General features: G+C 44.1%; 24 protein-coding genes. 11 read left to right on the top strand and 13 right to left on the bottom strand.

The window, feature by feature from the left end; translation table 11 throughout:
- The first annotated feature begins 198 nt into the window (after positions 1 to 198).
- Positions 199 to 2,070 (top strand): methyl-accepting chemotaxis protein, encoded by a 1,872-nt coding sequence (locus tag R7Q48_RS03685; protein ID WP_025768473.1) that lies wholly within the window; start codon positions 199 to 201, stop codon positions 2,068 to 2,070.
- 144 nt (positions 2,071 to 2,214) lie between these two features.
- On the opposite strand, the gene R7Q48_RS03690 is transcribed toward R7Q48_RS03685, so the two are convergent.
- From R7Q48_RS03690 to R7Q48_RS03700, 3 genes are all read right to left on the bottom strand, one after another.
- Entirely contained in the window at positions 2,215 to 2,562 is a 348-nt protein-coding gene (locus R7Q48_RS03690; RefSeq protein WP_017821612.1) for a hypothetical protein, read from the bottom strand.
- Between the two features lie 232 nt (positions 2,563 to 2,794).
- Positions 2,795 to 3,952, bottom strand: coding sequence for an amino acid permease (locus tag R7Q48_RS03695; protein WP_005375474.1), 1,158 nt, complete (start codon positions 3,950 to 3,952; stop codon positions 2,795 to 2,797).
- Positions 3,953 to 4,675: 723 nt separating this feature from the next.
- A complete protein-coding gene (locus R7Q48_RS03700) occupies positions 4,676 to 4,987 on the bottom strand; it encodes a hypothetical protein (RefSeq protein ID WP_005375472.1) in 312 nt (103 codons plus the stop codon).
- Positions 4,988 to 5,128: 141 nt separating this feature from the next.
- On the opposite strand from R7Q48_RS03700, the gene R7Q48_RS03705 reads away from it, so the two are divergent.
- Positions 5,129 to 5,461, top strand: coding sequence for a helix-turn-helix transcriptional regulator (locus R7Q48_RS03705; RefSeq protein ID WP_213964117.1), 333 nt, complete (start codon positions 5,129 to 5,131; stop codon positions 5,459 to 5,461).
- A gap of 111 nt (positions 5,462 to 5,572) precedes the next feature.
- Here the strand turns inward: R7Q48_RS03705 and R7Q48_RS03710 are convergent, their stop codons facing one another.
- The 3 genes from R7Q48_RS03710 to R7Q48_RS03720 form a co-directional block, all read right to left on the bottom strand.
- Positions 5,573 to 5,953 (bottom strand): hypothetical protein, encoded by a 381-nt coding sequence (locus R7Q48_RS03710; protein ID WP_005375467.1) that lies wholly within the window; start codon positions 5,951 to 5,953, stop codon positions 5,573 to 5,575.
- 167 nt (positions 5,954 to 6,120) lie between these two features.
- Positions 6,121 to 6,507 (bottom strand): GlcG/HbpS family heme-binding protein, encoded by a 387-nt coding sequence (locus tag R7Q48_RS03715; RefSeq protein ID WP_256902619.1) that lies wholly within the window; start codon positions 6,505 to 6,507, stop codon positions 6,121 to 6,123.
- A 9-nt stretch (positions 6,508 to 6,516) separates the two neighbouring features.
- Positions 6,517 to 7,485, bottom strand: a complete 969-nt coding sequence (locus R7Q48_RS03720) for an aldo/keto reductase family oxidoreductase (protein ID WP_256902618.1) — start codon at positions 7,483 to 7,485, stop codon at positions 6,517 to 6,519.
- A gap of 154 nt (positions 7,486 to 7,639) precedes the next feature.
- Between R7Q48_RS03720 and R7Q48_RS03725 the strand changes: the two genes are divergently transcribed.
- Positions 7,640 to 8,515: a LysR family transcriptional regulator gene (locus tag R7Q48_RS03725; protein ID WP_256902617.1), complete on the top strand. Its 876-nt coding sequence runs from the start codon at positions 7,640 to 7,642 to the stop codon at positions 8,513 to 8,515.
- A gap of 9 nt (positions 8,516 to 8,524) precedes the next feature.
- Here R7Q48_RS03725 and R7Q48_RS03730 read toward each other — a convergent pair whose 3' ends face one another.
- Positions 8,525 to 10,282, bottom strand: a complete 1,758-nt coding sequence (locus R7Q48_RS03730) for an SgrR family transcriptional regulator (RefSeq protein WP_256902616.1) — start codon at positions 10,280 to 10,282, stop codon at positions 8,525 to 8,527.
- Between the two features lie 564 nt (positions 10,283 to 10,846).
- On the opposite strand from R7Q48_RS03730, the gene R7Q48_RS03735 reads away from it, so the two are divergent.
- The gene (locus tag R7Q48_RS03735; RefSeq protein ID WP_104980833.1) at positions 10,847 to 11,386 is read left to right on the top strand and encodes a redoxin domain-containing protein; all 540 of its coding nucleotides are present in this window, start codon (positions 10,847 to 10,849) and stop codon (positions 11,384 to 11,386) included.
- A gap of 511 nt (positions 11,387 to 11,897) precedes the next feature.
- On the top strand, positions 11,898 to 12,581 hold the full coding sequence (locus tag R7Q48_RS03740; RefSeq protein WP_054865852.1) for a hypothetical protein: 684 nt from the start codon (positions 11,898 to 11,900) through the stop codon (positions 12,579 to 12,581).
- Between the two features lie 195 nt (positions 12,582 to 12,776).
- On the opposite strand, the gene R7Q48_RS03745 is transcribed toward R7Q48_RS03740, so the two are convergent.
- Both R7Q48_RS03745 and R7Q48_RS03750 read right to left on the bottom strand, forming a co-directional pair.
- Entirely contained in the window at positions 12,777 to 13,142 is a 366-nt protein-coding gene (locus R7Q48_RS03745) for a winged helix-turn-helix transcriptional regulator (protein ID WP_054865851.1), read from the bottom strand.
- Positions 13,143 to 13,309: 167 nt separating this feature from the next.
- Positions 13,310 to 13,894 carry an NAD(P)H-dependent oxidoreductase gene (locus R7Q48_RS03750; protein WP_017635228.1) on the bottom strand — a complete coding sequence of 195 codons (585 nt, stop codon included), beginning with the start codon at positions 13,892 to 13,894 and terminating at the stop codon, positions 13,310 to 13,312.
- 270 nt (positions 13,895 to 14,164) lie between these two features.
- Here R7Q48_RS03750 and R7Q48_RS03755 point away from each other — a divergent pair, with 270 nt between their 5' ends.
- Positions 14,165 to 14,506 carry an ArsR/SmtB family transcription factor gene (locus tag R7Q48_RS03755; RefSeq protein ID WP_005375451.1) on the top strand — a complete coding sequence of 114 codons (342 nt, stop codon included), beginning with the start codon at positions 14,165 to 14,167 and terminating at the stop codon, positions 14,504 to 14,506.
- Between the two features lie 85 nt (positions 14,507 to 14,591).
- Positions 14,592 to 15,647: an ACR3 family arsenite efflux transporter gene (gene arsB / locus R7Q48_RS03760; protein ID WP_005385145.1), complete on the top strand. Its 1,056-nt coding sequence runs from the start codon at positions 14,592 to 14,594 to the stop codon at positions 15,645 to 15,647.
- Positions 15,648 to 15,683: 36 nt separating this feature from the next.
- Here arsB and R7Q48_RS03765 read toward each other — a convergent pair whose 3' ends face one another.
- Positions 15,684 to 16,463 (bottom strand): AraC family transcriptional regulator, encoded by a 780-nt coding sequence (locus tag R7Q48_RS03765; RefSeq protein WP_213879493.1) that lies wholly within the window; start codon positions 16,461 to 16,463, stop codon positions 15,684 to 15,686.
- 19 nt (positions 16,464 to 16,482) lie between these two features.
- The gene (locus R7Q48_RS03770) at positions 16,483 to 17,016 is read right to left on the bottom strand and encodes a YbhB/YbcL family Raf kinase inhibitor-like protein (RefSeq protein WP_005375444.1); all 534 of its coding nucleotides are present in this window, start codon (positions 17,014 to 17,016) and stop codon (positions 16,483 to 16,485) included.
- A gap of 187 nt (positions 17,017 to 17,203) precedes the next feature.
- On the opposite strand from R7Q48_RS03770, the gene R7Q48_RS03775 reads away from it, so the two are divergent.
- From R7Q48_RS03775 to R7Q48_RS03790, 4 genes are all read left to right on the top strand, one after another.
- A complete protein-coding gene (locus R7Q48_RS03775) occupies positions 17,204 to 17,995 on the top strand; it encodes a PhzF family phenazine biosynthesis protein (protein ID WP_005375437.1) in 792 nt (263 codons plus the stop codon).
- 207 nt (positions 17,996 to 18,202) lie between these two features.
- Positions 18,203 to 19,153, top strand: a complete 951-nt coding sequence (locus tag R7Q48_RS03780; protein ID WP_005385136.1) for an HlyD family secretion protein — start codon at positions 18,203 to 18,205, stop codon at positions 19,151 to 19,153.
- Between the two features lie 4 nt (positions 19,154 to 19,157).
- Positions 19,158 to 20,084: an ABC transporter ATP-binding protein gene (locus R7Q48_RS03785; RefSeq protein ID WP_033906808.1), complete on the top strand. Its 927-nt coding sequence runs from the start codon at positions 19,158 to 19,160 to the stop codon at positions 20,082 to 20,084.
- On the top strand, positions 20,084 to 21,181 hold the full coding sequence (locus R7Q48_RS03790; RefSeq protein ID WP_009706212.1) for an ABC transporter permease: 1,098 nt from the start codon (positions 20,084 to 20,086) through the stop codon (positions 21,179 to 21,181). Before R7Q48_RS03785 ends, R7Q48_RS03790 begins: the two co-directional genes overlap by 1 nt.
- A 76-nt stretch (positions 21,182 to 21,257) precedes the next feature.
- Here R7Q48_RS03790 and R7Q48_RS03795 read toward each other — a convergent pair whose 3' ends face one another.
- Entirely contained in the window at positions 21,258 to 21,629 is a 372-nt protein-coding gene (locus tag R7Q48_RS03795; RefSeq protein WP_027726579.1) for a hypothetical protein, read from the bottom strand.
- Positions 21,630 to 21,821: 192 nt separating this feature from the next.
- A complete protein-coding gene (locus tag R7Q48_RS03800; RefSeq protein ID WP_256902613.1) occupies positions 21,822 to 22,748 on the bottom strand; it encodes an endonuclease/exonuclease/phosphatase family protein in 927 nt (308 codons plus the stop codon).
- Positions 22,749 to 22,770 lie beyond the last annotated feature (22 nt).

A 22,770-nucleotide genomic window follows, 5' to 3' on the forward strand; every position in this document is an offset into this window, starting at 1 on the left:
TCACACTCACAAGTTTTAACGTAAATTGTCGGTTTGTTTAAATTTAGTTAAAAAAGACGACAAATGAGTTCATGTTTTTGACAAAGATGTCGATAAAAATATAACCAAACACAATAGGTTTCTCTTTATGCCCAATTCGCTCGGTTTAAAAGAGGCGAAAGCAAAGTGGAACCAACCGGGAGAATCAGAGGAAAGCTCATGAAATTCAGACATAAGGTTGTCACAGCCTCTTCATTTTTGCTGCTAATTACCGTGTCGTTATTGTCGACACAACAAGTTATGACCATCCGCTCCCAAACTCAGGAGCAAATCGACTCAAGTGTAAACGAGATATTGACCAGTGTTGGTAACACTGTGCAATCAGAAATGAATGCAAAGAAGGATCTCGCTCGCTCCATTACTGAAGTGATTGAGCTTGATCCCAGTTCACATAGCTATGTTCAAAACATACTTGAAAGACCGACGCCAAAAAGCAGCTTCCTTGCCATCGGTTTTGGTTATGAAAGTAATGGCTTTGTGATTGAAAATGACGACGGCTGGGATGCGGGTCCAGACTACGACCCACGTCAGCGTCCTTGGTTTATTGCAGCTAAGAGCAAAGGCGATTTGGTCGTAACCGATCCGTACGTCGATGCGTCCTCGAAAAACGTTATCATCTCTGTTGGTACGCCAGTAAAAGAAAATGGCCAGTTTTTAGCCGGTATGTTTTATGACCTCGAATTAACTACCCTTTCTGATCTGGTCAACCAAGTGAATCTGTTTGATGCTGGTTACTTATTTCTGATCACCGCTGATGGCACAACCATTGCTCACCCTCAAAGTAAGTATAACGGCGAGAAGGTCGGTAGCTACCTCCCGCAAATCGAACTTACGCAATCAGCACAACATGTTGAGATTGATGGCAACCGCTACATGGTTAACCTGACTCACATTCCTGGCGAGAACTGGTACGTAGGTTCGGTGATCGATGAAGCTGTTGCCTATTCTGCCGTAGGAGAGCTTCGTAACAACGCTATTATTTATTCAATCATTGCCGTGATTGCATCTATTATCGCCCTAACTCTGTTGATTCGCACTCTCATGCGTCCTTTGGACACGCTAAACAATGCGATTAAAGATGTAGCATCAGGGAAAGGCGACCTTACACAACGCCTCGAAACAGATACTGACCAAGAGTTTTCTGAGCTTGCCACAAACTTCAATACGTTCATGGAGAACTTACAACAGCAAATCATTGAGTCGAAACGTATTTCTGATCAAATTTTAAACGGAACTCAAATCACCGCTGAGGGCGCAAAAGACTCGGCAGGCGCAATTCACACTCAGCTGCAAGAGCTAGAACAACTTGCTACCGCGATGCATGAGATGTCTGTCACCGCGACAGAGGTTGCTAATAATGCGCAAGGTGCGGCAAGTGCAGCCAAAGAAGCCGACCAAGCAACGGTTGAGGGGTCTTCTATCGTTGGTGAATCGACACAAACGATAAACATGCTTTCCGATAGCATTGACCTTGCAGTCGAAGAAGTACAAGTGTTGGAATCTGCTACCGCCAATATCGAAACGATTCTAAAAGTCATCAACGATATTGCGGACCAAACGAACTTACTCGCGTTGAATGCCGCAATCGAGGCTGCACGTGCGGGAGAGTCTGGCCGAGGCTTCGCCGTTGTTGCAGATGAAGTACGTACACTGGCACAACGAACTCAAGAGTCGACAACAGAGATTCGTACTATGATTGAGCAACTACAATCTGGCGCTTCATCTGTGGCAAATGCCATGCATCAAAGCAAAGGTAGTGCTATAGAGGCCGTTGAAAAAGCGGGTTTAGCAAATAGTGCGTTACAACGCATTCGTGATGCGATTCAGCGTATTTCCGATATGAACTTGCAAATTGCCTCAGCAGCGGAAGAGCAAAGCCTTGTCGCTGAAGAGATCAACAACAATACGGTGAATATTAAAGACCTATCGACTCAAGTCGCCGAATCGGCAAATCGAACCAACGACGCGATGCAGGCGCAACAAGAAGATGTACATAAACAAGATCAAATCTTAAATAGATTTACTGTCTAACACTCATTTAAGCGAAAACAGCGAGCACCGGCTCGCTGTTTTTGTTTTTAACCCTCTACCCTAGTATTGGTCGATGTTACATGTGCCATGTTGGTGCTATTAAGCTCAACATTACAAGAACGCCGACTATGTGTCCTTTCAAGTTTAATTGAACTCGACATGGATATAGCGATCATTAGAACGACGATAATAGCGGTCGTCCACTTTTAGATAAGTGAAATCTCCAATCTTTATGTAGGTACTATTCCGAGGAATTCGGTCATGGTAATAGTAACTGCGCCTTGGTCGTCGGGTCTCCACATAAATAACGTCACGATGTTTGTGTTTATGTTTATGCTTGTGCTTGCGCTTGTGTTTATGATGGTGGTGATGCGCATGATGGTGATCGTACCGATGTCCATGCTTATGCTTTGGGTCAGCCACCGCTTCTGTACTCAACACACCTAAAGACAACATAACGCCAACCATGGCAAAAGATAATTGCTTTGACACAACAGAGCCTCTTATTCATATCAACATCGATATAATAGAAGGGTGAATCACTGTACATGTCAGCCTTTCGCTAAGGAGTTTTACTAAAAAGTCAGCGCTAACCGTGATTATCAGAGAAACGTCAAACATCACAAATGCTGATGACTTTGAGTGGCCTGGGTTCGGCTATGAATACAAAAAAGCCGCCCGTTTGACTACGAGCGGCTCAGTTTTTAAATAAGCTAGCGTGATTTTATACTGCTTGGGCAAACAGCAAGAAACAGCCGAATAGGAAGATCATGCTCATTCCCATTGCGCCGCCACCAGCTTCATAAATATTGTCATCTTCTACCGGCACTCGGCGCACTTTCATGGTCATTGATAATGGGACAAAGACCGCGAGAAACACAAGAATAATCCCCGCGTAGCTGAGAATAGCTAGGAAGTGTTCTGGCGCAAATACAGCACCTAATAGTGGTAGCACAAAAGTAGTAACAAAAATCACTGGCTTACTTGCTTTCAGTAGGTCTGCATTTTGATCGTATAGCGCCATTGCAACACCTAAGAACGACGTTAGTAGTGCCAAACCAGTAAACATGGATAGGATGAACTCTAAGCCCTCGTATTGCTGACCTAGTACCGATATCAACTCTGTTACGTTGGAGTATTGAACAAGCTCATGAGGTGGTAGGTTGCCGACAACCGCTAACAACCATAATAGGTAACAAACAAGCGGAATAGTTGAGCCCACGATAATCATATTACGCAGCTGTGTTTTACTCGCTTCTTTGTTGTAAGTTACAAGCGATGGGATCACGACCATAAAACCGAAACTGGTGAAAAGCACCGAACTGGTTTTGATAAGTGCCATTTTATCGTCGCTCACAACCTCATCAAGTCCTTCAAACGAGACGCTTGGTGCAAGCGCAAAAAGTGTCAGGATCAGCGCTACGATCATGCCTAGGAACAAACCGCGATTCAGCTTATCTACTACCCCTGTACCTGCCGAAACAATGATACCAACTAAAAGAGTAAAACCGACTTGGCTTGAGATCGTAGATGTTGGAAGCCCAATTGAGGCTGTTACTTTTTGTACCAGATCACCCGCACCAATGATGTAAGCCATTAATAGACAAACTAACAGGGCGTAAAGCAAGCTGTTGGTTACCAACTGGCCTCCTTTACCAAGCGTTTCGCGAGCAATTGCATTCATGCTCACACCACCACCTACTTTGCAACTGGCTTCAAGAAGGAGCAGCGCAGCATAAGTCGTTCCAGCCCAGATGAACAACATAAGAAGAGTGCCCCAAAGGAGGCCAAATTGAGCAAGCACCATTGGTATAGCAAGCATACCAGCGCCAAGAGCAGTACCTGCAACGATCAGGGAGCTGCCGACAAGTTTTAGGTTCACGGTTAATACCTCTAAATTCAATCCGTTAATTTCTCGCCAGTTGTGCTTTATCTAAAGCACACAACAAAACGCTCCGACTTAGTCAAAATTTGGTTACAAGAGCACTATGTTACAAGAGCCCTGTATGGCTAAGAAAACATGCAACAAAAGGTGGTTAATCATTTGCACATGAACACTTGAGAGTCGTTTTTGGCGATGTCATCGTTGATGAAATGTGCGCAACTTTGGGTTCGAAGCAAAATTGTTCATCTTAATTCATCAACCCCATTCGTTATGAATGGATTTGGTTCGAAAAGATTGTAAGGCATAAGCAGGACGATTGAAAAGCAAAAGGTCAATCTTATAGCGATATATTTTAACAACTCTTATCTTTTACCTAAGATGTGTTGTTTTTTTCGTCACTAATTAGTCTTTTATCGCTTAAAGAGAAGGCAGAACGTGCTCAATGGCTCAATTTGGCTGGGTGTACAGATTAATTTACAGTTTAAGTGAAGGTGTTAGATTCCAAGGACGTAGCCTAGATCGGACAATATCGCTATTATTCGCTGCGTACCGACACTGTTCGGTTCACATACCTCTAAACACTGATTTACGGTTCGAAAATATAGGTAAATGAGTGTCCGAATGCTGGGTGTGGTTCCCCAGCATTTGCATCCTTTCTTTTAGATGTCATCAATTGATCGAAATTGCGTAAATCTTGTATCGCCCGACTTTACGACTGTGTTAATACGCTTTATCTAGAGCGCCAATGATATAAGTTAACACTGGAATACCCATATCGGCGACCTGCTTCTCAGTCTCACTCATATTTTCATGCGCCATCCGCAGCTCTACTTCACTTATCGATTCTTTGTGAAGGTAAAGCTCTTTGTAGTTCATCAATCGCTGTTGTGACTGTTGAATCAGTGTCACAACATTCTCTTTAGTCTCACGATGTTGCTGATCAATTTCACTAAATAAATGATCTAAAATGCGTTGCATTTTGCGAATAGAAGCTTTCGTTTCTATTGATTTGTATGATTGATACTTTTCCATTGAGTTAATAACTGACTAAAATATTTACGTTTTTATAAGACAGTTATTTTTATACTGATTGCAAAGCAGGTAAATATGTGGTGGTTAAACTGGTCCACTTCTTGCTCCGTTTAGGTCAAAACTGTCCTTTCAGGAGAGCACATGCAGGTAGACCCTATAATTCAAGCACTGATCGCAAGACGAAAATCGAATGGCCTCTCCCGTGAGCAAATGGCAAACATCGCTGGAATGAGCGTAAAAACATATCAAAGGATCGAGCGCGGAGAGTCCGATCTTAAACTCTCACAATATCGTGCCATATTGCGTTCGCTTCATTTGACTGACCTAGATATTGCCTTAGATGTACGTGATGTTAAGCATGTCACAGCAAATGACTTAACGGCCGTGGCGCGATTGCTCTCACCGGAAGCTCAGTCCCTGCTCGTTCGCCTGTTATCGTTAATCCTTGAACAAAAGAACAAGAAAGGTGATTAACGACATTGCTCATACCCAAACGATGAATGCCCTGTTGAGCGTTGAAACATGAATCGTTTAGACAAAAATAAAACTCGTCAAATGACGAGTTTTATTCTTTATATCAGTCCGTTACTCTAGGCTTTTCAATTCCGATGTATCAACGCCTTTTATTGCATCTTTCGCCACTTTATCAGGATCAAAGACATCACGTTCTTCATATGAATTATCAATCATGCCTTGTCCTATCGCGGTCGCCTGCTTTTGTAACTTGTTACCCTCTACCTCACCAGCATCCCAGCCTTGCCGATAATCTGAGTCGGTTTGATACCTTGTTTCGTCCTTAATATAGTGTTCAAAATCATTCCCTGCCTCTTGCATACCACTATGCCGACCGTCATGAAAGCCTTGGATATAAGCTTCATCATAACCGCTCTCTTTTAACGCGCTGTCACTCGTACCACAGCCTGAGAGGAGAACAAAAAATAGCGAAACGAATACCTTATGAAACATATTTAGGCCTCAAAGCTTTCAAATAAATTAATCATAGTTCGCGATTTCAACTTCTGCTTACTTCAGGCTATTAGCTAGCATTGTGACTCGACGAAGCCTGTGAACTTGAGTCCCTACAGTGAGTACAAAGCTGGACAAAGCATCACACCTACTGATAAACATTATACTCAACGCGCGTTTAATACTTCCATCGCAAGTGCTTCATCATCTTGCTCAGCCAAACCACTGATACCAATTGCACCGACGACTTTCCCCTCTTGTTCTACAGGTACACCACCCATAAAGCCTGTGATCTTTGGGTCAGTCCAATAACTCAACTGCTTACCCGTCTCACGAGCCCAAGCATCCAGATTGCCGCTAAGTTGACGGTCTCTAGCCGAGGTATAGGCTTTGTTTTGTGCCAACAAACCTGCTTGCACGCTCACATCATCCATTCGGGCAAAACCGAGCAATTCTCCATGTGTATCAACCACGGCAACCGCAATGTTTTGCTTGCGAGCTGTCGCAATTTCCAATGCCGTTTGAATTAGAGTTTGAACTTGTACGTATTTCATTTTTCTCTCCTAAGGAATCTCATGACCAAGGGTTTTCTCGAACAAGCCATACCAATGGCTGCGTGATAGCGTGACGCTCTCTACTTGAGCACAAGCGCGAATACGTTGTGGATTTGCAGTACCAATAACAGGCTGAATTTGGTTTGGGTGACGCGTTAGGAAGGCTAAAACAATCGCCTCAGACGACACACCATATTCAGCTGCTAGCGCCATTACCATCTCCGCCGCCTGTCTGGTGTTGTGATCATCAGAATGTAAACCACGCTCTGAGAATCTTCCCTGCGCCATACTGCCCCACGCTTGCAGTTGGATATTGTGCTTACGGGCATGTTCCAGTATTCCTGCAACGTAGTCAGATGCAGACGAAGGAAGCCCCATGCCTTGCTTGATGAAGTCAGACTTAGCCAGACTCATTTCCAACTGGTTCGCCACAACAATTTCGCCCGTTGCTTGTTGAAGAAGATCAATTTGAGCACTGTTCATGTTAGAAACACCGAAGTGGTTAACTTTGCCAGCTTGTTTCAGTGCTTGGAGCGCTGTGCCCAGTTCTTCAAATTCAACCAGAGGATCAGGACGATGCAGCATCAAAACATCAAGGTTTTCCACGCCAAGGCGCTCAAGAATGCCCTCAACAGAAGCCGTCACCCATTTGGCAGAGAAGTCATACTGCTTAACACCTTGCTCATCTCCTAGACGGATGCCGCACTTAGATTGCAGATAAATTCGCTCTCGTAAGGTTGAGTCATTGGCTAAGATGCACCCAAACACTTCTTCTGCCTTACCGAATTTGTAGATATCCGCATGATCAAAGAGATTGATGCCAACCTCTAATGCAGCCTCGACAGCGGCATAAGCTTGGTTTTCATCTTGGGCGGTTAATGGGTTGCGATTCCACTCCCCTCCAAGTCCCATACAGCCGAAGACCAAGCGGCTAACGTTAGGTAAGGTTTTGGCGAGCGGTAGTGTTGGATTGTTCATCGTTATTCTCACTTTTCCGATTTCTGCATCTTCAATTTCTTAAGTTAACTCGAACCATCTTACCGTTCGTAAAAATTAGTTTAATACCGTAAAATCGAATTCATTATCCTCGTTACCGAACAATTAAAGCGAACAATAAAGACGAGCAATCAAGATGGCAGATTATAAGAGAATCGAAAAACTGATGCTGTTTGCTGAAGTGGCTCAAACACTCAACTTTTCTAGAGCAGCAGAGCAACTTGGTATCTCTAAAAGTTACCTGTCGGAACAAATCAAGCGATTGGAATCGGAACTCGCCACGCCTTTGATTGTTCGAACCACACGCAGCGTGAGATTGACGGCAGAAGGTGAATCGATCTTTGCACAAGCGGAAGATCTCAAACGCCGCGTAATGGAAATGGAAAAGAGTTTAAGTCAGCGATCTGAACAAATAGACGGTCTGATTCGTCTTACCGCTCCCAAGATGTTTGCCGAAGCGGTGCTGCATGATTTGTGCGTAGCGTTTCGCGCTTTACATCCAAACGTAGAGTTCGAGATTCTTTCTAGCTATCAAGCGTTTAATCTGACGGAAACCAGCGTCGACTTTGCGTTTCGAGCAACAAGAACGCCGCCAGAGAATATGATTGCTCATCACCTTTTGGACTACCACCACTGGCTGGTTGCCTCTCCTCAGTATCTGCAAGAAGAAGGTACGCCGGAGACATTAGATGATTTACAAGAGCATCAATGCTTAACCACATTGCATCAAAAAGAGTGGCCGTTAAAAACGGGAACAGTTCAAACCCAAGGTTGGCTTTCAAGCAATGAAAACCGCTTACTCAAAGAATCAGCCCTGTCTGGCTATGGCATTGCTCGGTTAGCAAGTTACTTTGTCGAACAAGACGTTGAGCACGGCCGTCTAGTGCAGGTTCTATCGGAAGAAACTGACCACCAGCACAACGCGGTTTACTTGGTGTACCCACAACTTATCTATCAATCGGCGAAAACCAGAGCCTTCATTGAATTTGTGAAGCAGCACTTTGCTCAATAACTAAAGCAGTTAATCCGCCGACCACACCGAGCGAATATCTGGCCAACCCCAGTTAGTAAGAGCGACGTCTTCTAAAACACCTTGGAAACGCAAAGTTTGTGTATGGTGGAACATAGGTGCAATCCAATACTCGCTGATCAACGTCGATGAAATTGGCTCCAATGCATTAAGGTAGTCCTCAAGTGGAACGAAAGATCTGACTCTCTGTAGTTGTTCATCTAACCATTGTGCGTTCTTTTCTCCCAAAGTGTGGAATAGCACAGCGTTGCTGAAGAAGTTCGTGAACGCTGAGGCATGACGATTATCATCTAAGTTTATGTTCGTTACGACCATTGTCTCATTTAGCTCACCGTTCTTAGCCTTCTCGTTCAGCTCACGGTAGGAATACATAACAATTTCTACTTTACTGCCAACACTCGCCAAACGATTAGAAATAGCCCGCGCACAGCGACGCAACGCGGTATAGTTATATCCCGCTATCGTAATATGTTTAGGTAACTTAAGCGGCTCACTAAACGGACGGAGCACTGGCTTCCAACCTGGTAGCAGGTTATAAGCGGGTATACTCCCAAATACAATATTCTCGCGGCGCATCACTTCGGCCAAGTGCTCAGGTTGAATTAGCTCACTAATATAACGGCGCTGCGCTAAAGAAAGTTTGTGCTTAGCGTGCTGATTAAATAAGGCGAATAAGCAACCATCTTCTATTCGGCTACGCTTGCTCGCCGATGAGTTTTCTCGGTTTTGCGTCGACATATAGTGTCCACACAAATCCTCCTCGGGCGAAGTATCCCTTTGCAACGTATTTGCTGCCAATGACGGGTTCTCCATTTGCTCGTCATTAACAATCCAGATAGTCACCAAATCCGTTAGAACTCTACATGCATAGTAACCATTAAATGCTTGCAGTTTTAAACGACTTTCATTGTGCTCGACAACAGAGAATGGGCCACTTCCGACCACCAGCTTGTTATTCGCTACGTTAACTTGGCTTACTGGTTGAATGCCGTATTTCACACCAGAAATAAGTCCAGCAAAGCCCAAGTCAGCTCGATTAAGCTTAAAAACAACTTTCAATGGCGTTGGCGCAGTAATGTTAGCAACATGTGCCAACTCTTTTTCGTAGTACTGTAATGAACTCAACTTTGCAAACAAGCTAACCACTGTTTCTGCATCAATGGAATTACCATTATGAAAAGTCAGACCTGGACGAAGGTAGAAAGTCCATTCGTAGGTGTCTTCGTCATAACGCCAGTGATGTGCGAGTTCTGGTTGCACTTTCCCATTGTTATCACTCGAAACTAAGCAACAATAGATTTGCCTTAATAAGAAACGTTCGCTGCTACGCTGAAGTTGATGTGGAACGACGCGCTCAAACATTCGCTTATAGGTTAATTGAATATTGAGCTGTCCTTCTTGAACAGAAGCACCAGACGTTGTTTTTAACAAACGGCCAAATGCCATTTCGTCTTCATCTAATATCGCCAGTGCTTTTTCATACTTGCCTAGCTTGATACGTTCAAGAGCCAAGCTCTCTTTTAAAACGTCTAACTCCATATTCAGAATAAGAGTCGATCGTTGGTTCCGCCCAGCTTTCGGGTGCCAGCTCAACCACGCCTTCTGCTGCATCTGCGTTAGCAGGCTACGAGCATGCCGAGAAGAAGTGAACATGATGTCAGCAATGTCCTGTAACGTGGTTTTTGTTTCATCACCAACACTAAACGAGAGTAATCGTTGGTAATAGCGAAACAAATTGAGATCAGACACTGAATCAACCTTAGATCTGTGAAGTTTGTGGATAGGAATAGTTTACTTAAGTTGGCGGTAATAAAATAAGAAAACTTCCTAATTATCTGTTCCCCTTTTCCACAATTAACCTCCAAATTCGGCTTTAAAGCCCCATATATTTACGTTATTAGGAAAAAAGCCAACAAAAGCACTCTCTTTTTTATATCCCCTTTTATACACATAATTTACTCGTCAGCTAAAGGAGGAAGAAATGAAGAAGCCAATGATGGCGTACTTTTTTCAGCAACGCCTAGCTCAATCGAGTAATAAAATAGAAGTGATGACTCTGGTTTATCTTAACGATATGTTCCAGTGGTCATAGCCTAACCTCAAGCAGAACTTAGCTCCTGATACTACACCCCCACTTCGTTGTATCTTAAGTTCTGCTTTTTCATCTTTTGCACTCTACTACCTTATTGCAGGTTACTAAAAGTTAACTAGTTGAAACACCGCAAAACAGAGTCTACATTGAAGTCTCATCCCCCAATCGCTTTGTTGAGAAAGGGGCATTCATGGATATACACCACCAATTCGGGAGTCAATATGGCAACTTCAGTGAAACTTAAAGCGGGCGACAGCTTCCCTCATCTTCAAGCCACTTTGCTAGATGGTTCAAGCGTAACGTTGGGTCAGCCGCAAGGTGATGCGACTTGGCAAGCAGTATTCGTTTATCGTGGTAAACACTGCCCTCTTTGTACTAAGTACCTCAACGAGCTTGAGAGTTACAAACAGGCTTTCGCTGATGCTGGCGTCGATATTCTTGCCGTTTCTGGCGACTCAAAAGCACAGCTAGAGGGGCATCTAGAGAAACTCGAAATCAGCTTCTCTATCGCTTACGGCCTGACCGAAGAACAAATGAAAACGCTAGGCTTGTATGTATCTATTCCTCGATCTGAACAGGAAACCGATCATAATTTCGCAGAACCAGGTCTGTTTGTGGTGAATGAACACGGCGACTTACACGTGGTGGATATTTCAAACAACCCGTTTGTTCGCCCTGAGCTTGGCGCGCTATCACGCGGATTGGCATGGATTCGCGATCCAAACAATAACTACCCTATCCGTGGCACATTGGATTACTAATATCTTCTACACCCAAGTAAACTTTCTATCCTTAAATAAGCTAGGATTCTTGCCTTAGTGAGAATAACTTGGAATGCATATCAGATCCGTGAGATCTGATATGTATCAACAAGTTGGAAATAGAGTCCTTGTTCATTATACAACGTCTTGATGAAAAACAAGATCAGTGAAGTCCAGGCTCCCCTCAAACGACGTTAAGTATTTACTTCTAAGTCACTTTCACGATAAATACATGAAATTAAGACTAAAAACTTAGACTTAACGGATACATAAATCATAACGGTACCTACACAAGTAGTTGGCTAGCGATTATTATCCTATTGCAACTCACAATTGTGCAATTCTAATAATTCATACCATAAATGAAAACATAGATACCGTAAGAGACAAAATAAAAGCAAACGATTAAATTATCAATAAAACACCGTTCAATTAAAAATAAAAATTTTCACTTTATATAAATATAATTAATCGTTATTTGCAATCACACATCTTAATTGAGAAATACAGTATGAATAAAATCTCTTTGCTTTATATGGCCGTTTGTATCGGATTAGTTGGATGCGGTTCAGGAGGAAGCGACAACGATCCAGCAAAAGATATACATCCCACCATTTCAAATCCGGAACAAGTCAACGCAATGACGGTGGACAAAGGTCATTTCTATTGTTCTGTAAACCAACAAAAACTGGAACACGGAGGGACATCTGCAACCTTGTCCTACCTGATTGAAAAGAAAAGAAATTCTACGGTTGTCGACGATTATGAATGTACCGAATACGGTTTAAAGAAAGGTGAGTCAATTATCGTCACTAAAAGTGCAATTGAAAACTTTTCATACTCAAAACATTATAAAAGCACGAAGAAGAATGACATTAATGGGTTTAAAATCATCTACCCTACAGGGCTTACGACTCCGATTAATAAAGATTATGAAAAAATTACGATCACGTATAATACGGAGAGACCTGACGTTAACATTAAGATAATTCAATATTTTGACGAAAAGTCTAAATTATATACCATCAAAAAATATGAAAGCCACGTTAACGACAACTCACCAATAGGTTTAGTTGAGAAAGAGGAATTCGATAAATATTCCGATTTTGAAAAGAAACTGGAATTAAATAGTGCTTTTTTAAATTCAACTGAAGTGAGTGATTTATTCTACAACTTACTAAGTATGATAAAATAATAACTAGAAATCAAAAACTTAAAAAGTACGATTATGCTCAAGTAGCCTCGATATGCCTGACTCGAAAGAGTACGTTGTTTTACGAAACAAATTACGATTTGAATGAAGCACATCTAAGTTACTTGGGTATAAACGGCGATGTATTGTTAATCAGCTTTCAAAAGAGAGTAACGTTTGCGATTAACTACTTTGGTCTTAACGAAGCTCAATTTGATGCTTTTCAGACCAAATTCGCAAATCATCAAGAATCTTAAGTGCGGTACGGCCGAACTCTGTTAGTTCATAGCTTACGGCAATTGGGCGGTCGCTGATCACTTTGCGCACCACCATACCTTCCGCTTCTAGCTCTTTCAGGCGTTGGTCGATCATCTTTTTACTTGCACCGCCTAGCATGCGTGCTAAGTCATTGAAACGAACTGGGCCGTCTTTCAAATGATAAATCAGAGAACCTTTCCATTTACCACCAATTAGACGCATCCCTTTCTCGATAGCACATGGCTCCGCACATACGTTCACCACTGACTTACGACCTTTGCTATCTACACTGATTCTGCTTTCCACAATACACCTCAAGATACGCACCTAATCTAGGTAACGAAAAGTAAGCTAGATACATTTAGTGCTTTAGAGTAATAAAAACGTCACCTCGCCGCAAACAAATAAAAATGGACCGCATGTAGCAGTCCATCTCAATTCATCATTCAGTTCGCACTATCTTTCTAAAAGGATTAGAAGTTTTCGTTAATGTGAGCTTCGAAACGAACAAAATCGTTTTCGATATCTGCGTTCTTCATCACGTCGTAACAAGCGAATGTAGGCAGTGCTGACATACCAAAGAAGCGGAAGTTAGCGTGCATGTGGAACATCAAATCATCCACGCCTTTACCTTGGAATAGGTATTCGCTCTCATCATCAAACGATTCTTCTGGCGCGTTGAATGTCAGTGAAAGCATGTATTTGCTGTTGGTTTGAGTACCGCCTGTACCATAGTTTTTCTTTGGTTCTTCTGCGCTACGGCCATCAAATGCACACAGTGCGCCGCCCATACCCGCAGTAAACACGTCGTCCATGTATTTTTTGAATGACCAAGGCACAGACATCCAGTTGATTGGGCTTTGGATGATCACGCGATCAGCCCATTCAAAGTGTGCGAGTTGCTCATCTACGTTGATCTCATCTTGCATTGTCACAACGCGAACCTCATGGCCTTTTGCTTGCAGAAGCGTCTGTGCTTTGTCGACAAGAGAAGCATTTAGACGACCTTCTGAATATGGTGATGGTTCGTGTGCATTGATGATCAGTACGTTGCTCATGGGATTACCTTTAAATAAGTTCACAAGATGACGCAGTAACCATTGTGCGTCGGATGTGGTTTATTATGGTAACCTAGAAATATAGTGCAATTAGTTAACTTTTAGTAACCTGCTTAATTTTTAATTATATCACTGTTTTTAAAAGATATATTTTTTCAACTTTTTATTCATCGTTATTTCACGATTAATTTTTTCATCGATTTGTTGCATCTTCCACAGAGCAGGCGTACACTTTATCGCAATTCGACGATTAACTATTAAGGCCAGCGAATGAGTGATAAGTGCAAGGACACGTGCGAAGTCGTTTTTCAGACAACGCAACAACAGCTCGAGAAAGAACAAACTCTAGCAGCGCAAGCAAAAGCTTTGTCGCATCCAGCACGTTTGCGCATTCTGCATATCCTGCACACGCTCGATACCATGGGCGGTTGTTTGAACAGTGATTTGGTTTCTGAACTGGGTCTTGCGCAATCTACTGTTTCCGAGCACTTGCGTATTCTCAAGCAAGCAGGCTTTATCAGCGCCGAGCCAAACCCACCTAAGGTGTGTTACCGCATTCAACGCGACGCGTTTGATCAGTTCAATCTAGGCTTTTCCAAGTTATTTGATTGATTCCCTTTGCACGCTGGTCAGGCGTGCAGAGATAAACTATACCTTCAACTATCGCTTTTCGACGATAAACGAATAAGAGAACACTATGACTACTCAAGTTTTAAATAGTGCCAGCGACAAAATGAGCTTCTTGGACCGTTACCTAACGGTGTGGATTTTTGTCGCAATGGCAATCGGTGTAGGTATTGGCGCAGCGTTCCCTCAAGTTGCTGAGTGGAATGAGTCAATGTCAGTCGGCAGCACGAACGTACCGCTCGCGATTGGTTTGATTTTGATGATGTACCCGCCACTAGCAAAGGTGAACTACAACCTGCTAGGTACAGTGACGAAAGATAAAAAAGCGATCACGCTGTCTTTAGTCATGAACTGGATTGTCGGCCCTATTTTAATGTTCATCCTTGCATTGACTTTCCTAGGTGATCATCCGGGTTACATGGTTGGTATCATTCTGATCGGTCTTGCTCGTTGTATTGCCATGGTATTGGTATGGAACGATATCGGTGGCGGTAACAAAGAATACGGTGCAGCTCTAGTTGCATTAAACAGCGCTTTCCAAATCGTGACTTACAGTGTGATGGCATGGTTATTCATCACTGTGTTGCCACCAGTCTTTGGTTACGAAGGTTTCGTAGTTGATATCTCGATGATGGACATCGCGGAAAGCGTTCTTATTTACCTTGGTATCCCATTCCTAGCGGGCTTCCTAAGCCGCAAATGGCTGGTCGCTGCGAAAGGTGAACAATGGTACAACGACGTATTCATCCCACGCATTTCACCAATTACGCTTATCGCCCTGCTTGCGACCATCGTACTGATGTTCAGCTTGAAAGGTGAAATGATTCTTGAACTGCCAATGGATGTATTCCGTGTAGCAATTCCACTGGCTATCTACTTTGTGTTGATGTTCTTTGTCAGCTTCTTCGTTGGTAAGAAAATGGGCATCGACTACGACAAAAACGCGTCAATTGCTTTCACGGCAACAGGCAACAACTTTGAATTGGCAATTGCGGTTTCTATCGCGGTGTTTGGCCTAAACTCAGACCAAGCTTTTGCTGGTGTCATTGGTCCGCTGATCGAAGTGCCTGTGTTGATTGCTTTGGTGAATGTAGCATTGCGAATGAAAGCCAAATATTATGGCTAACCTAAAAAGCACAAAAAATACAAAAGCGGTAAAACATTAACTCACTACCGTTTTAATATACTCGCTGGGCGTTAGGCCGAACTTACTTTTAAAGCGTTGGCTAAAACGCCCCTCTGACTGATAACCACACAACTGTGCGAGCATAGCAACGTTATACGAGCCATTTTGCATCAAGTAAAGTGCGTGATTTAAGCGCACTTCTGCCAATACTTCACGATACTGGGTACCTTCTTGTTTCAGTTTTCGTATCAATGTTGCTCGGCTCATAGCAAAGTGCCCCGCGACCATATCTAATGGATGCTCCTCCCCTGGAGAGCGCGATAAGTAACGACTAAGTTTCTGACTAAAAGAGATATGTGAACTCGAGAACAACCGATGCAATAACCCTCTCTCAGCTAGCTGCTGATATAGACCCATAATCCAATAGCGTTGTGTCGCTTCACTTAAGCTTTCCCGCTCAAACGAAAACAAAGCATTTAACGTCGCTTGCAATGCTTTATCTGTCTCAACAACGGGTACATAGTTTCCTAATGCGTTGCTCATGCTTAGCTCCAACATTTCATCGCTAGGCACACAGTGAAAACTGAACATTCGAGAAAGAAATCGCCCTTGTAGAGGAAGATTTTCAAAATTTAGGGATGCATTTGCTTCACAAAGCATGATATTTGGATGATGGATGTCGAGTACTCCATCTTTCCAGAAAAGATGTTTACTCCCCTTAACAATCTGAATAAGGCTTGGGGAGTGAATCCTGACATTACGAAGCTTCTGCTGCTGCTCCGCACGAAACAGCGTAACCTGATATTGGTGACCCATTCTCTCCCCTTATATTCAATTATCGCGTGTAAGTCGTGGTTAATGTCGCTTTACCCAAAGCAACACTATTCAAAGTAAACCCTACAATGGCTGGTGGCGTGTTTTCATCCAAATTCAGTTCTTCAGTTGGCAATGCCCACACCGTAAACTGGTAACGATGCATCCCATCATTCTTTGGAGGACACGCGCCGCCGAACCCCGTTGTGCCGTAGTCAATACGAGATTCTTTGCCGCCTAACTTGTTCATATCAATGCCTCGAGGCAGTTCGCTAACGGTGGATGGAATATTAAACGCTATCCAATGCCAAAAACCACTGCCTGTTGGCGCGTCGGGGTCATACACGGTGATCGCAAAACTTTTTGTGCCCTTTGGAGCTTCTTTCCACATCAATTGTGGTGATTGATTCCCGCCATCACATCCCCAACCAGAGTATTCAAATGTCTTCGCCATCGGGTGGCCTTCTTGAATATCTCTACTCACGAGTTCAAATGCATGGGCAGAACCGACCGCAAAAACACTCAATGCCAAAACTGATTTGTAGATCGCTTTCATGTTTTTCTTCCTTTCAATGAATTCAACACTAGTGTAAGTACCCAGCAGTCCGAATCCTTGTCAGTAAGTATCAAAAAACACAAAATAATCTATAATTTTGACACTTTAAGATTCTAACACAAATTTCTTACTCTCTTAATTGCACTTGGTTTATGCTAATTAATCGCTCACGGAACAAGGAAGGAAAATGGAATTGGATATCTACGTGGTGGACGCCTTCACCGATACGCAATTCAAAGGCAACTCAGCAGCGGTCGTACCGTTAGAGGAATGGCTAGCCCCAGAATTGATGCAAAATATCGCGACAGAAAACAACTTGTCGGAAACGGCTTTTCTAAAATCCATTGGCGCAAACCGATATGAGATTCGTTGGTTCTCTCCGATTACTGAAATCGATTTCTGTGGACACGCAACACTGGCCTCTTCGTTAGTGCTGTTTGATGAGTTTGGCATTAATGGCACGATTGAATTTCATACTCTGGAAGTAGGAACCCTCACCGTAGAGAAGAATGCGCAAGGTAAGATCGAGATGACGTTCCCTGCTCGTCCTCCAAAAGCCGTTTCTGATATTCCCTCGGCATTGATTGATGGCCTAAGTTGCGATGTGGAACGCGTACTGCTTAGCCCTCAAGCGTATTTCGTGGTGGTCGGCAACCAGCAGGAGGTACTTGAGGTTCAATACCGTTCAGAGCACCTCAAGACACTCGCTCCTTACGATGTGGTCGTTACCGCGAAAGGTGATCAACAAGACTTTGTATCGCGTTACTTTTGGCCTGCAAATGGTGGTGACGAAGACCCCGTAACCGGCTCGATTCACGCTGGATTAGCACCATTCTGGGCAGAAAAATTAGGCAAAACATCACTGGTTGCTTACCAAGCTTCTCAGCGCGGAGGTATTCTTCATTGTGAAGTTATTGGCGAACAAGTAAGAGTGTCTGGCGACGGCGTGCTCTACATGAAAGGCAAGATTTTTGTTTAAATGATATTCATGTAATCAACTTAAAAGAGCCAAGTAAAGCACGGCTTCCGCAGGATCAAGCCAACTTCAATAATTAATCAATTGATGAATATTGAAGGAATTAACTTCCTAGCCGGACAAAACTGACTCACGTTACACTGAATGCAGTCCCACACTCTTCTATAGCTTGATACGAATTCGAGCTCACCTTCTTAGAGGAAGCGTCGCATGATGAAGCGAATCATTCTTGGCACCCTAGCCCTGACTCTTTTAACTGCCTGTTCCAAAGATGACGGACAGCAAGCCCTTGGCACACTGGAACGTGACCGCGTAACCTTTACTGCAACCTCTAGCGAGATAATTCGTGCCCTACCCATCAAGGAAGGCAGCCAAGTCACCGAAGGAGAAGTGCTGGTTCAGCTCGATACAAAGAACCAAGAAGCCGTTTTAGCTCACGCCGTAGCCGAACAAGCCAAGGCTGACGCTTATCTTTTGAAATTGACCAATGGTGAGCGACCAGAAGACATTGCCGCAGCGCAAGCTCGCGTTGCCAGAGCGGAAGCTCAATTGGTTGAAGCGCAAAAGAACTACCAACGTAAAGCGGAGTTAGTTCGTAAGAAACTCATCAGCCAATCAGAGAAAGACACCGCTTTAGCAGCCAGAGATTCTGCCCGTGCAGAGCTAGACTCCTCACAAGAAGAGTTCAGCAAACTGACCGCTGGCTCTCGTCCTGAAGATATTGAACAAGCGAAAGCCGCACTCATGGCAGCAAAAGCCGATGTGGCACTACAAGAACAGAAACTGGCAGAACTCACCATCACGGCCACGCGAGATGGCTTGTTAGATAACCTACCGTTTAACCTTGGTGAACGCGTTCCGGTGAATGGCGTGGTTGCTGTAATACAAGCCAGCCGCGTCCCATACGCTCGCGTTTATGTTCCTGCTAACTATCGAGTCGACTTTGTTCCGGGTAAAACGGTTAACGTGCATGTAGATGGCGTTGAGCAACCATATAGCGGCACCGTTCGTTGGGTTGCGACTGAGCCTTCATTCACGCCTTATTTCGCGCTTACCGAGGAAGAACGCTCGCGTTTGATGTACTTAGCAGAAGTCGACCTTCAAGACTCAGCACAATCCTTGCCTTCAGGTATACCAGCGCAAGTGGATTTGGTGGAGTAAGCCAATGACCGAATACGCGATTCAAGCTGAAAATGTAGTGAAAAAGTTTGGTGACTTCACCGCCATAAACAACATCACGCTTAATGTGCCCAAAGGCAGTATTTATGGTTTTCTTGGCCCCAACGGCTGCGGTAAATCGACAACCATTCGTGTGTTGACGGGCTTGCTTAGCCCAAGTGAGGGCAATGTCGATGTACTCGGGCTAGAGATCCCAAAACAATCTGAGCTTCTGCGCCTCAAGATTGGCTACATGACACAAAAGTTCTCCCTCTATGATGACCTGACGGTTCAAGAGAATCTTGAGTTTATTGGACAAATCTTTGGTATGGAAACCAAGGCCCTGAAAGCTCGCATCGAAGAACAGCTATCCACCTACGGTCTCGACCAGTTGCGTAAACAGCGCGTGGGCGGAATGAGTGGCGGCCAGAAGCAGCGCTTGTCTCTCGCGGCAGCGACCATGCATAAACCAGAACTGTTGTTTCTCGATGAACCCACATCTGCGGTTGACCCAGAGAACCGACGCGATTTCTGGGAGCAATTGTTTGATCTCTCTGACCAAGGCACAACGATTTTGGTCACAACGCACTACATGGATGAAGCGGAACGCTGCCATCGTCTGGCGATTATGGAAGCTGGAGAAATCCGCGCCGATGGTGAGCCAGAAGAGCTCATGGCGCAAATGGGCGTTAACATCGTCGAAGTCAAAGCGGACAACCTACGCGAGCTAAAAGAGAAAGTCATTCAGCGCGAAGAAGTCCGTTCTGCCGCACAGCTCGGCATTCGCTTACGCATTTTGATCCACCAGCACATCGAACAACCGATCGAATGGTTAACCCAAACCTTTCCTGAGCTTGATGGCTGCGAGATGAACATTGCTCGTCCTAGCTTGGAAGATGTGTTTGTCAGTGTTACGGGAGAAGGTCGCCAATGATGAAATCTATTGCCCGCATGAAAGCGGTGATGATCAAAGAGATCCGTCAGCTTTCACGTGACCGCATTACCTTTGGCATGGTCGTAATGATCCCCCTGATTCAACTTCTGCTGTTCGGCTTTGCCATTAATACGGATATTCGCAACATTCCCGTTGGCGTCGTCGATCAAAGTGGCAGCACTGCCGGGCGCGTGATCACTGAGTCCGTAAAAGTCACGCAAGTGGTCGATGTGGTTGAAACCTTCGCTACCGCATCAGAAGCCGAGCAAGCCATTCAAGACGGTTTGGTGCGAGCCGCTTTAATTCTACCTAGCGACCTAACCCAACGTATGGTGCAAGGGCGAGAGCTTGGCCAATGGATTGTGGATGGTTCAGACACCATGATTAGCTCTGCGATTCTCTCGCTACAAACCATGCCGTTAACGGATTTTGATTTTGAGATACGCCCTGCCCCAACTAAAACCTTTGAAGTTGCGCTGTATTACAACCCGAGTCGGCGCTCGGCGGTGAACATTGTCCCTGGTTTATTGGGCGTGATTCTGACCATGACGATGATCTTATTCACCAGTGCAGCCATTGTTCGAGAACGAGAACGTGGCAATTTAGAGTTACTGATTACTACGCCAATCCACTCCATCGAGCTCATGGTGGCGAAGATCATCCCCTACATCTTTGTTGGTCTGATACAGGTGTTTATCATTTTAGGCTTGGGGCACTGGATATTTGGTGTGCCGATAAACGGTGCCATTAGTCAGATACTGTTTGGCACACTGCTGTTTATCGCCGCGAGTTTAACCTTAGGTTTGGTGATATCCACCATTGCGACGACACAGCTTCAAGCAATGCAGATGACGGTGTTTATTCTTTTGCCGTCGATTCTTCTATCCGGATTTATGTTCCCTTATGAAGGAATGCCCGTCGCGGCACAATGGATATCAGAAGCCCTGCCTGCCACCCACTTTATGCGCATTATTCGCGGTGTGGTGTTGCGTGGTGCAGATTTAATGGAGCTATGGCGAGATACGGTTTGGCTACTGGGCTTTACGGTAATAGGTTTAGTTGTTGCATCATTACGCTTCAAAAAATCACTCGATTAACCCATCAGATTCTACAACTAAAAACGCCTCCGGATTTGGAGGCGTTTTTATTGAATCATCAATTATCGTAGCGAGATCAGTAGTACTCACCCAGAGAGCAATCGTGAAGGTCTGAAATGCTATAACTTCTTAGCGAATTGATTTTGAAGTTGAAAACCACTTGTTTGCATACATTTCGACTGCGGTCGCTATAGGTAATGTAACCTTCGCTGTATGCACGTTTACCGCTGGTTGAGGTGATATCTGCGTTCAACTCCAGATGCGCCTTGTGCGCTTCTACACGTTCCATCATCTCATGTACGTCAAGCCACTCTTCACGGTTGGCCATTTGGATCAGCATCGATTCCGCCTGTGTTTCTAGCTTTTGCGGATAAACGTAAAAACGGTTATAGGCAAAATAGGCGCTCATTAAAATAAGTATTAACACTGCTGAGGTAGTTCTTGTCATACAAGTTGCCTCTTATCATTATGAATTTCTGCTTTTCTCTATATTCTCAGTATAGGAAGCGGATGGAGTTTAGGTTAAAGAATTCACCCAAATAACAAGTTAAGGTCAGAGTCCGTCAATTCCATGACAAGCCACACCGCGATTTAACCTAATTCTAAATAACTAGACACTTTGCCAATAGAAAGTACTAACTCATTGCCCGATTAGAGTCGTCACCAACCTGTGATCAGAGCCATTCGGTTGATTTGTCGATGTTCTTGAGCAGATCATCCGATTTGAGTTTTCTGACTTAAGCCAGAGGTGATCAATCCCTATCATGGCGAAAGCAGGAACCGGCAAGCCTTTCACTGATGTTGGCCAACTAGCAACAGGTTGAGTTTGAAAACGAGAAAACAGCCCATTAAACCTCGGGCTTGCAGCAGAAAGATTGAAATCCCCTATCACGATCATTTCCGGTGTTGGATACAAATCAGTAAGGGTTTCTATGGTTCGAATCAGGGCATTGCGGCGTTGCCATAACGGCTCGGTTCTTGGCGAAGGAGGATGCGCCGTCATCAGGGTAATAGGGTTGTCCACTTGCCATATTGCTCGAATCACCTCTTGACCATCTGGGGTGTGATAAATCGAAACTGGCTCCAAAGGATAACGGCTCAAAATCATCTGATTTGACGGGTAACCAACACCGCGCTGGCCGCCAAAATAGAAAGGATAAATATCGTCGAGAAGATGAAGTTTCTCCCCCACTTGAGGCGAGAGCTCTTGCATCACCACCAAATCTGCAGGGTGTTTAAGCAAGAAATTGATGAACTGATTGATGTCCGGATTTTCGTAGAACAGGTTGAATTGGACTATCGTCAGCGGATTTTCGCAAGTTTGATTGTTTGTGATTTGAGTGGGTAAGAGAAACGCAATAGAAGCGAAGCCGATTAAAGCAGAGAAAATGGCTTTCGCCCAGTGACGACAAACCAAAAGTACCAGAGCAAAACCTAGGTAGACGAATAAAAGGAGAGCGGGAATCGAGGTTAGATTCTCCGCCCACCAAATATCATGATATTGCTTTGCCACCAGCCAAATTGAAGCGGGTAAAAACAACACAATCCATTTAATGACTCTTAGCACACGCACGGCTCATTTAGCGATT

Source organism: Vibrio sp. 378 (assembly GCF_033339435.1).

Bases quoted from the DNA above. Each gene is read 5' to 3' on its own strand.
- R7Q48_RS03725 (WP_256902617.1), top strand. From the start codon at position 7,640: ATGGCAGATTATAAGAGAATCGAAAAACTGATGCTGTTTGCTGAAGTG.
- R7Q48_RS03790 (WP_009706212.1), top strand. From the start codon at position 20,084: ATGAAATCTATTGCCCGCATGAAAGCGGTGATGATCAAAGAGATCCGT.
- R7Q48_RS03705 (WP_213964117.1), top strand. From the start codon at position 5,129: ATGCAGGTAGACCCTATAATTCAAGCACTGATCGCAAGACGAAAATCG.
- R7Q48_RS03750 (WP_017635228.1), bottom strand. From the start codon at position 13,894: ATGAGCAACGTACTGATCATCAATGCACACGAACCATCACCATATTCA.
- R7Q48_RS03765 (WP_213879493.1), bottom strand. From the start codon at position 16,463: ATGGGTCACCAATATCAGGTTACGCTGTTTCGTGCGGAGCAGCAGCAG.
- R7Q48_RS03700 (WP_005375472.1), bottom strand. From the start codon at position 4,987: ATGGAAAAGTATCAATCATACAAATCAATAGAAACGAAAGCTTCTATT.
- R7Q48_RS03715 (WP_256902619.1), bottom strand. From the start codon at position 6,507: ATGAAATACGTACAAGTTCAAACTCTAATTCAAACGGCATTGGAAATT.
- R7Q48_RS03785 (WP_033906808.1), top strand. From the start codon at position 19,158: ATGACCGAATACGCGATTCAAGCTGAAAATGTAGTGAAAAAGTTTGGT.
- R7Q48_RS03735 (WP_104980833.1), top strand. From the start codon at position 10,847: ATGGCAACTTCAGTGAAACTTAAAGCGGGCGACAGCTTCCCTCATCTT.
- R7Q48_RS03685 (WP_025768473.1), top strand. From the start codon at position 199: ATGAAATTCAGACATAAGGTTGTCACAGCCTCTTCATTTTTGCTGCTA.
- R7Q48_RS03775 (WP_005375437.1), top strand. From the start codon at position 17,204: ATGGAATTGGATATCTACGTGGTGGACGCCTTCACCGATACGCAATTC.
- arsB (WP_005385145.1), top strand. From the start codon at position 14,592: ATGACTACTCAAGTTTTAAATAGTGCCAGCGACAAAATGAGCTTCTTG.
- R7Q48_RS03770 (WP_005375444.1), bottom strand. From the start codon at position 17,016: ATGAAAGCGATCTACAAATCAGTTTTGGCATTGAGTGTTTTTGCGGTC.
- R7Q48_RS03795 (WP_027726579.1), bottom strand. From the start codon at position 21,629: ATGACAAGAACTACCTCAGCAGTGTTAATACTTATTTTAATGAGCGCC.
- R7Q48_RS03755 (WP_005375451.1), top strand. From the start codon at position 14,165: ATGAGTGATAAGTGCAAGGACACGTGCGAAGTCGTTTTTCAGACAACG.
- R7Q48_RS03710 (WP_005375467.1), bottom strand. From the start codon at position 5,953: ATGTTTCATAAGGTATTCGTTTCGCTATTTTTTGTTCTCCTCTCAGGC.
- R7Q48_RS03720 (WP_256902618.1), bottom strand. From the start codon at position 7,485: ATGAACAATCCAACACTACCGCTCGCCAAAACCTTACCTAACGTTAGC.
- R7Q48_RS03740 (WP_054865852.1), top strand. From the start codon at position 11,898: ATGAATAAAATCTCTTTGCTTTATATGGCCGTTTGTATCGGATTAGTT.
- R7Q48_RS03780 (WP_005385136.1), top strand. From the start codon at position 18,203: ATGATGAAGCGAATCATTCTTGGCACCCTAGCCCTGACTCTTTTAACT.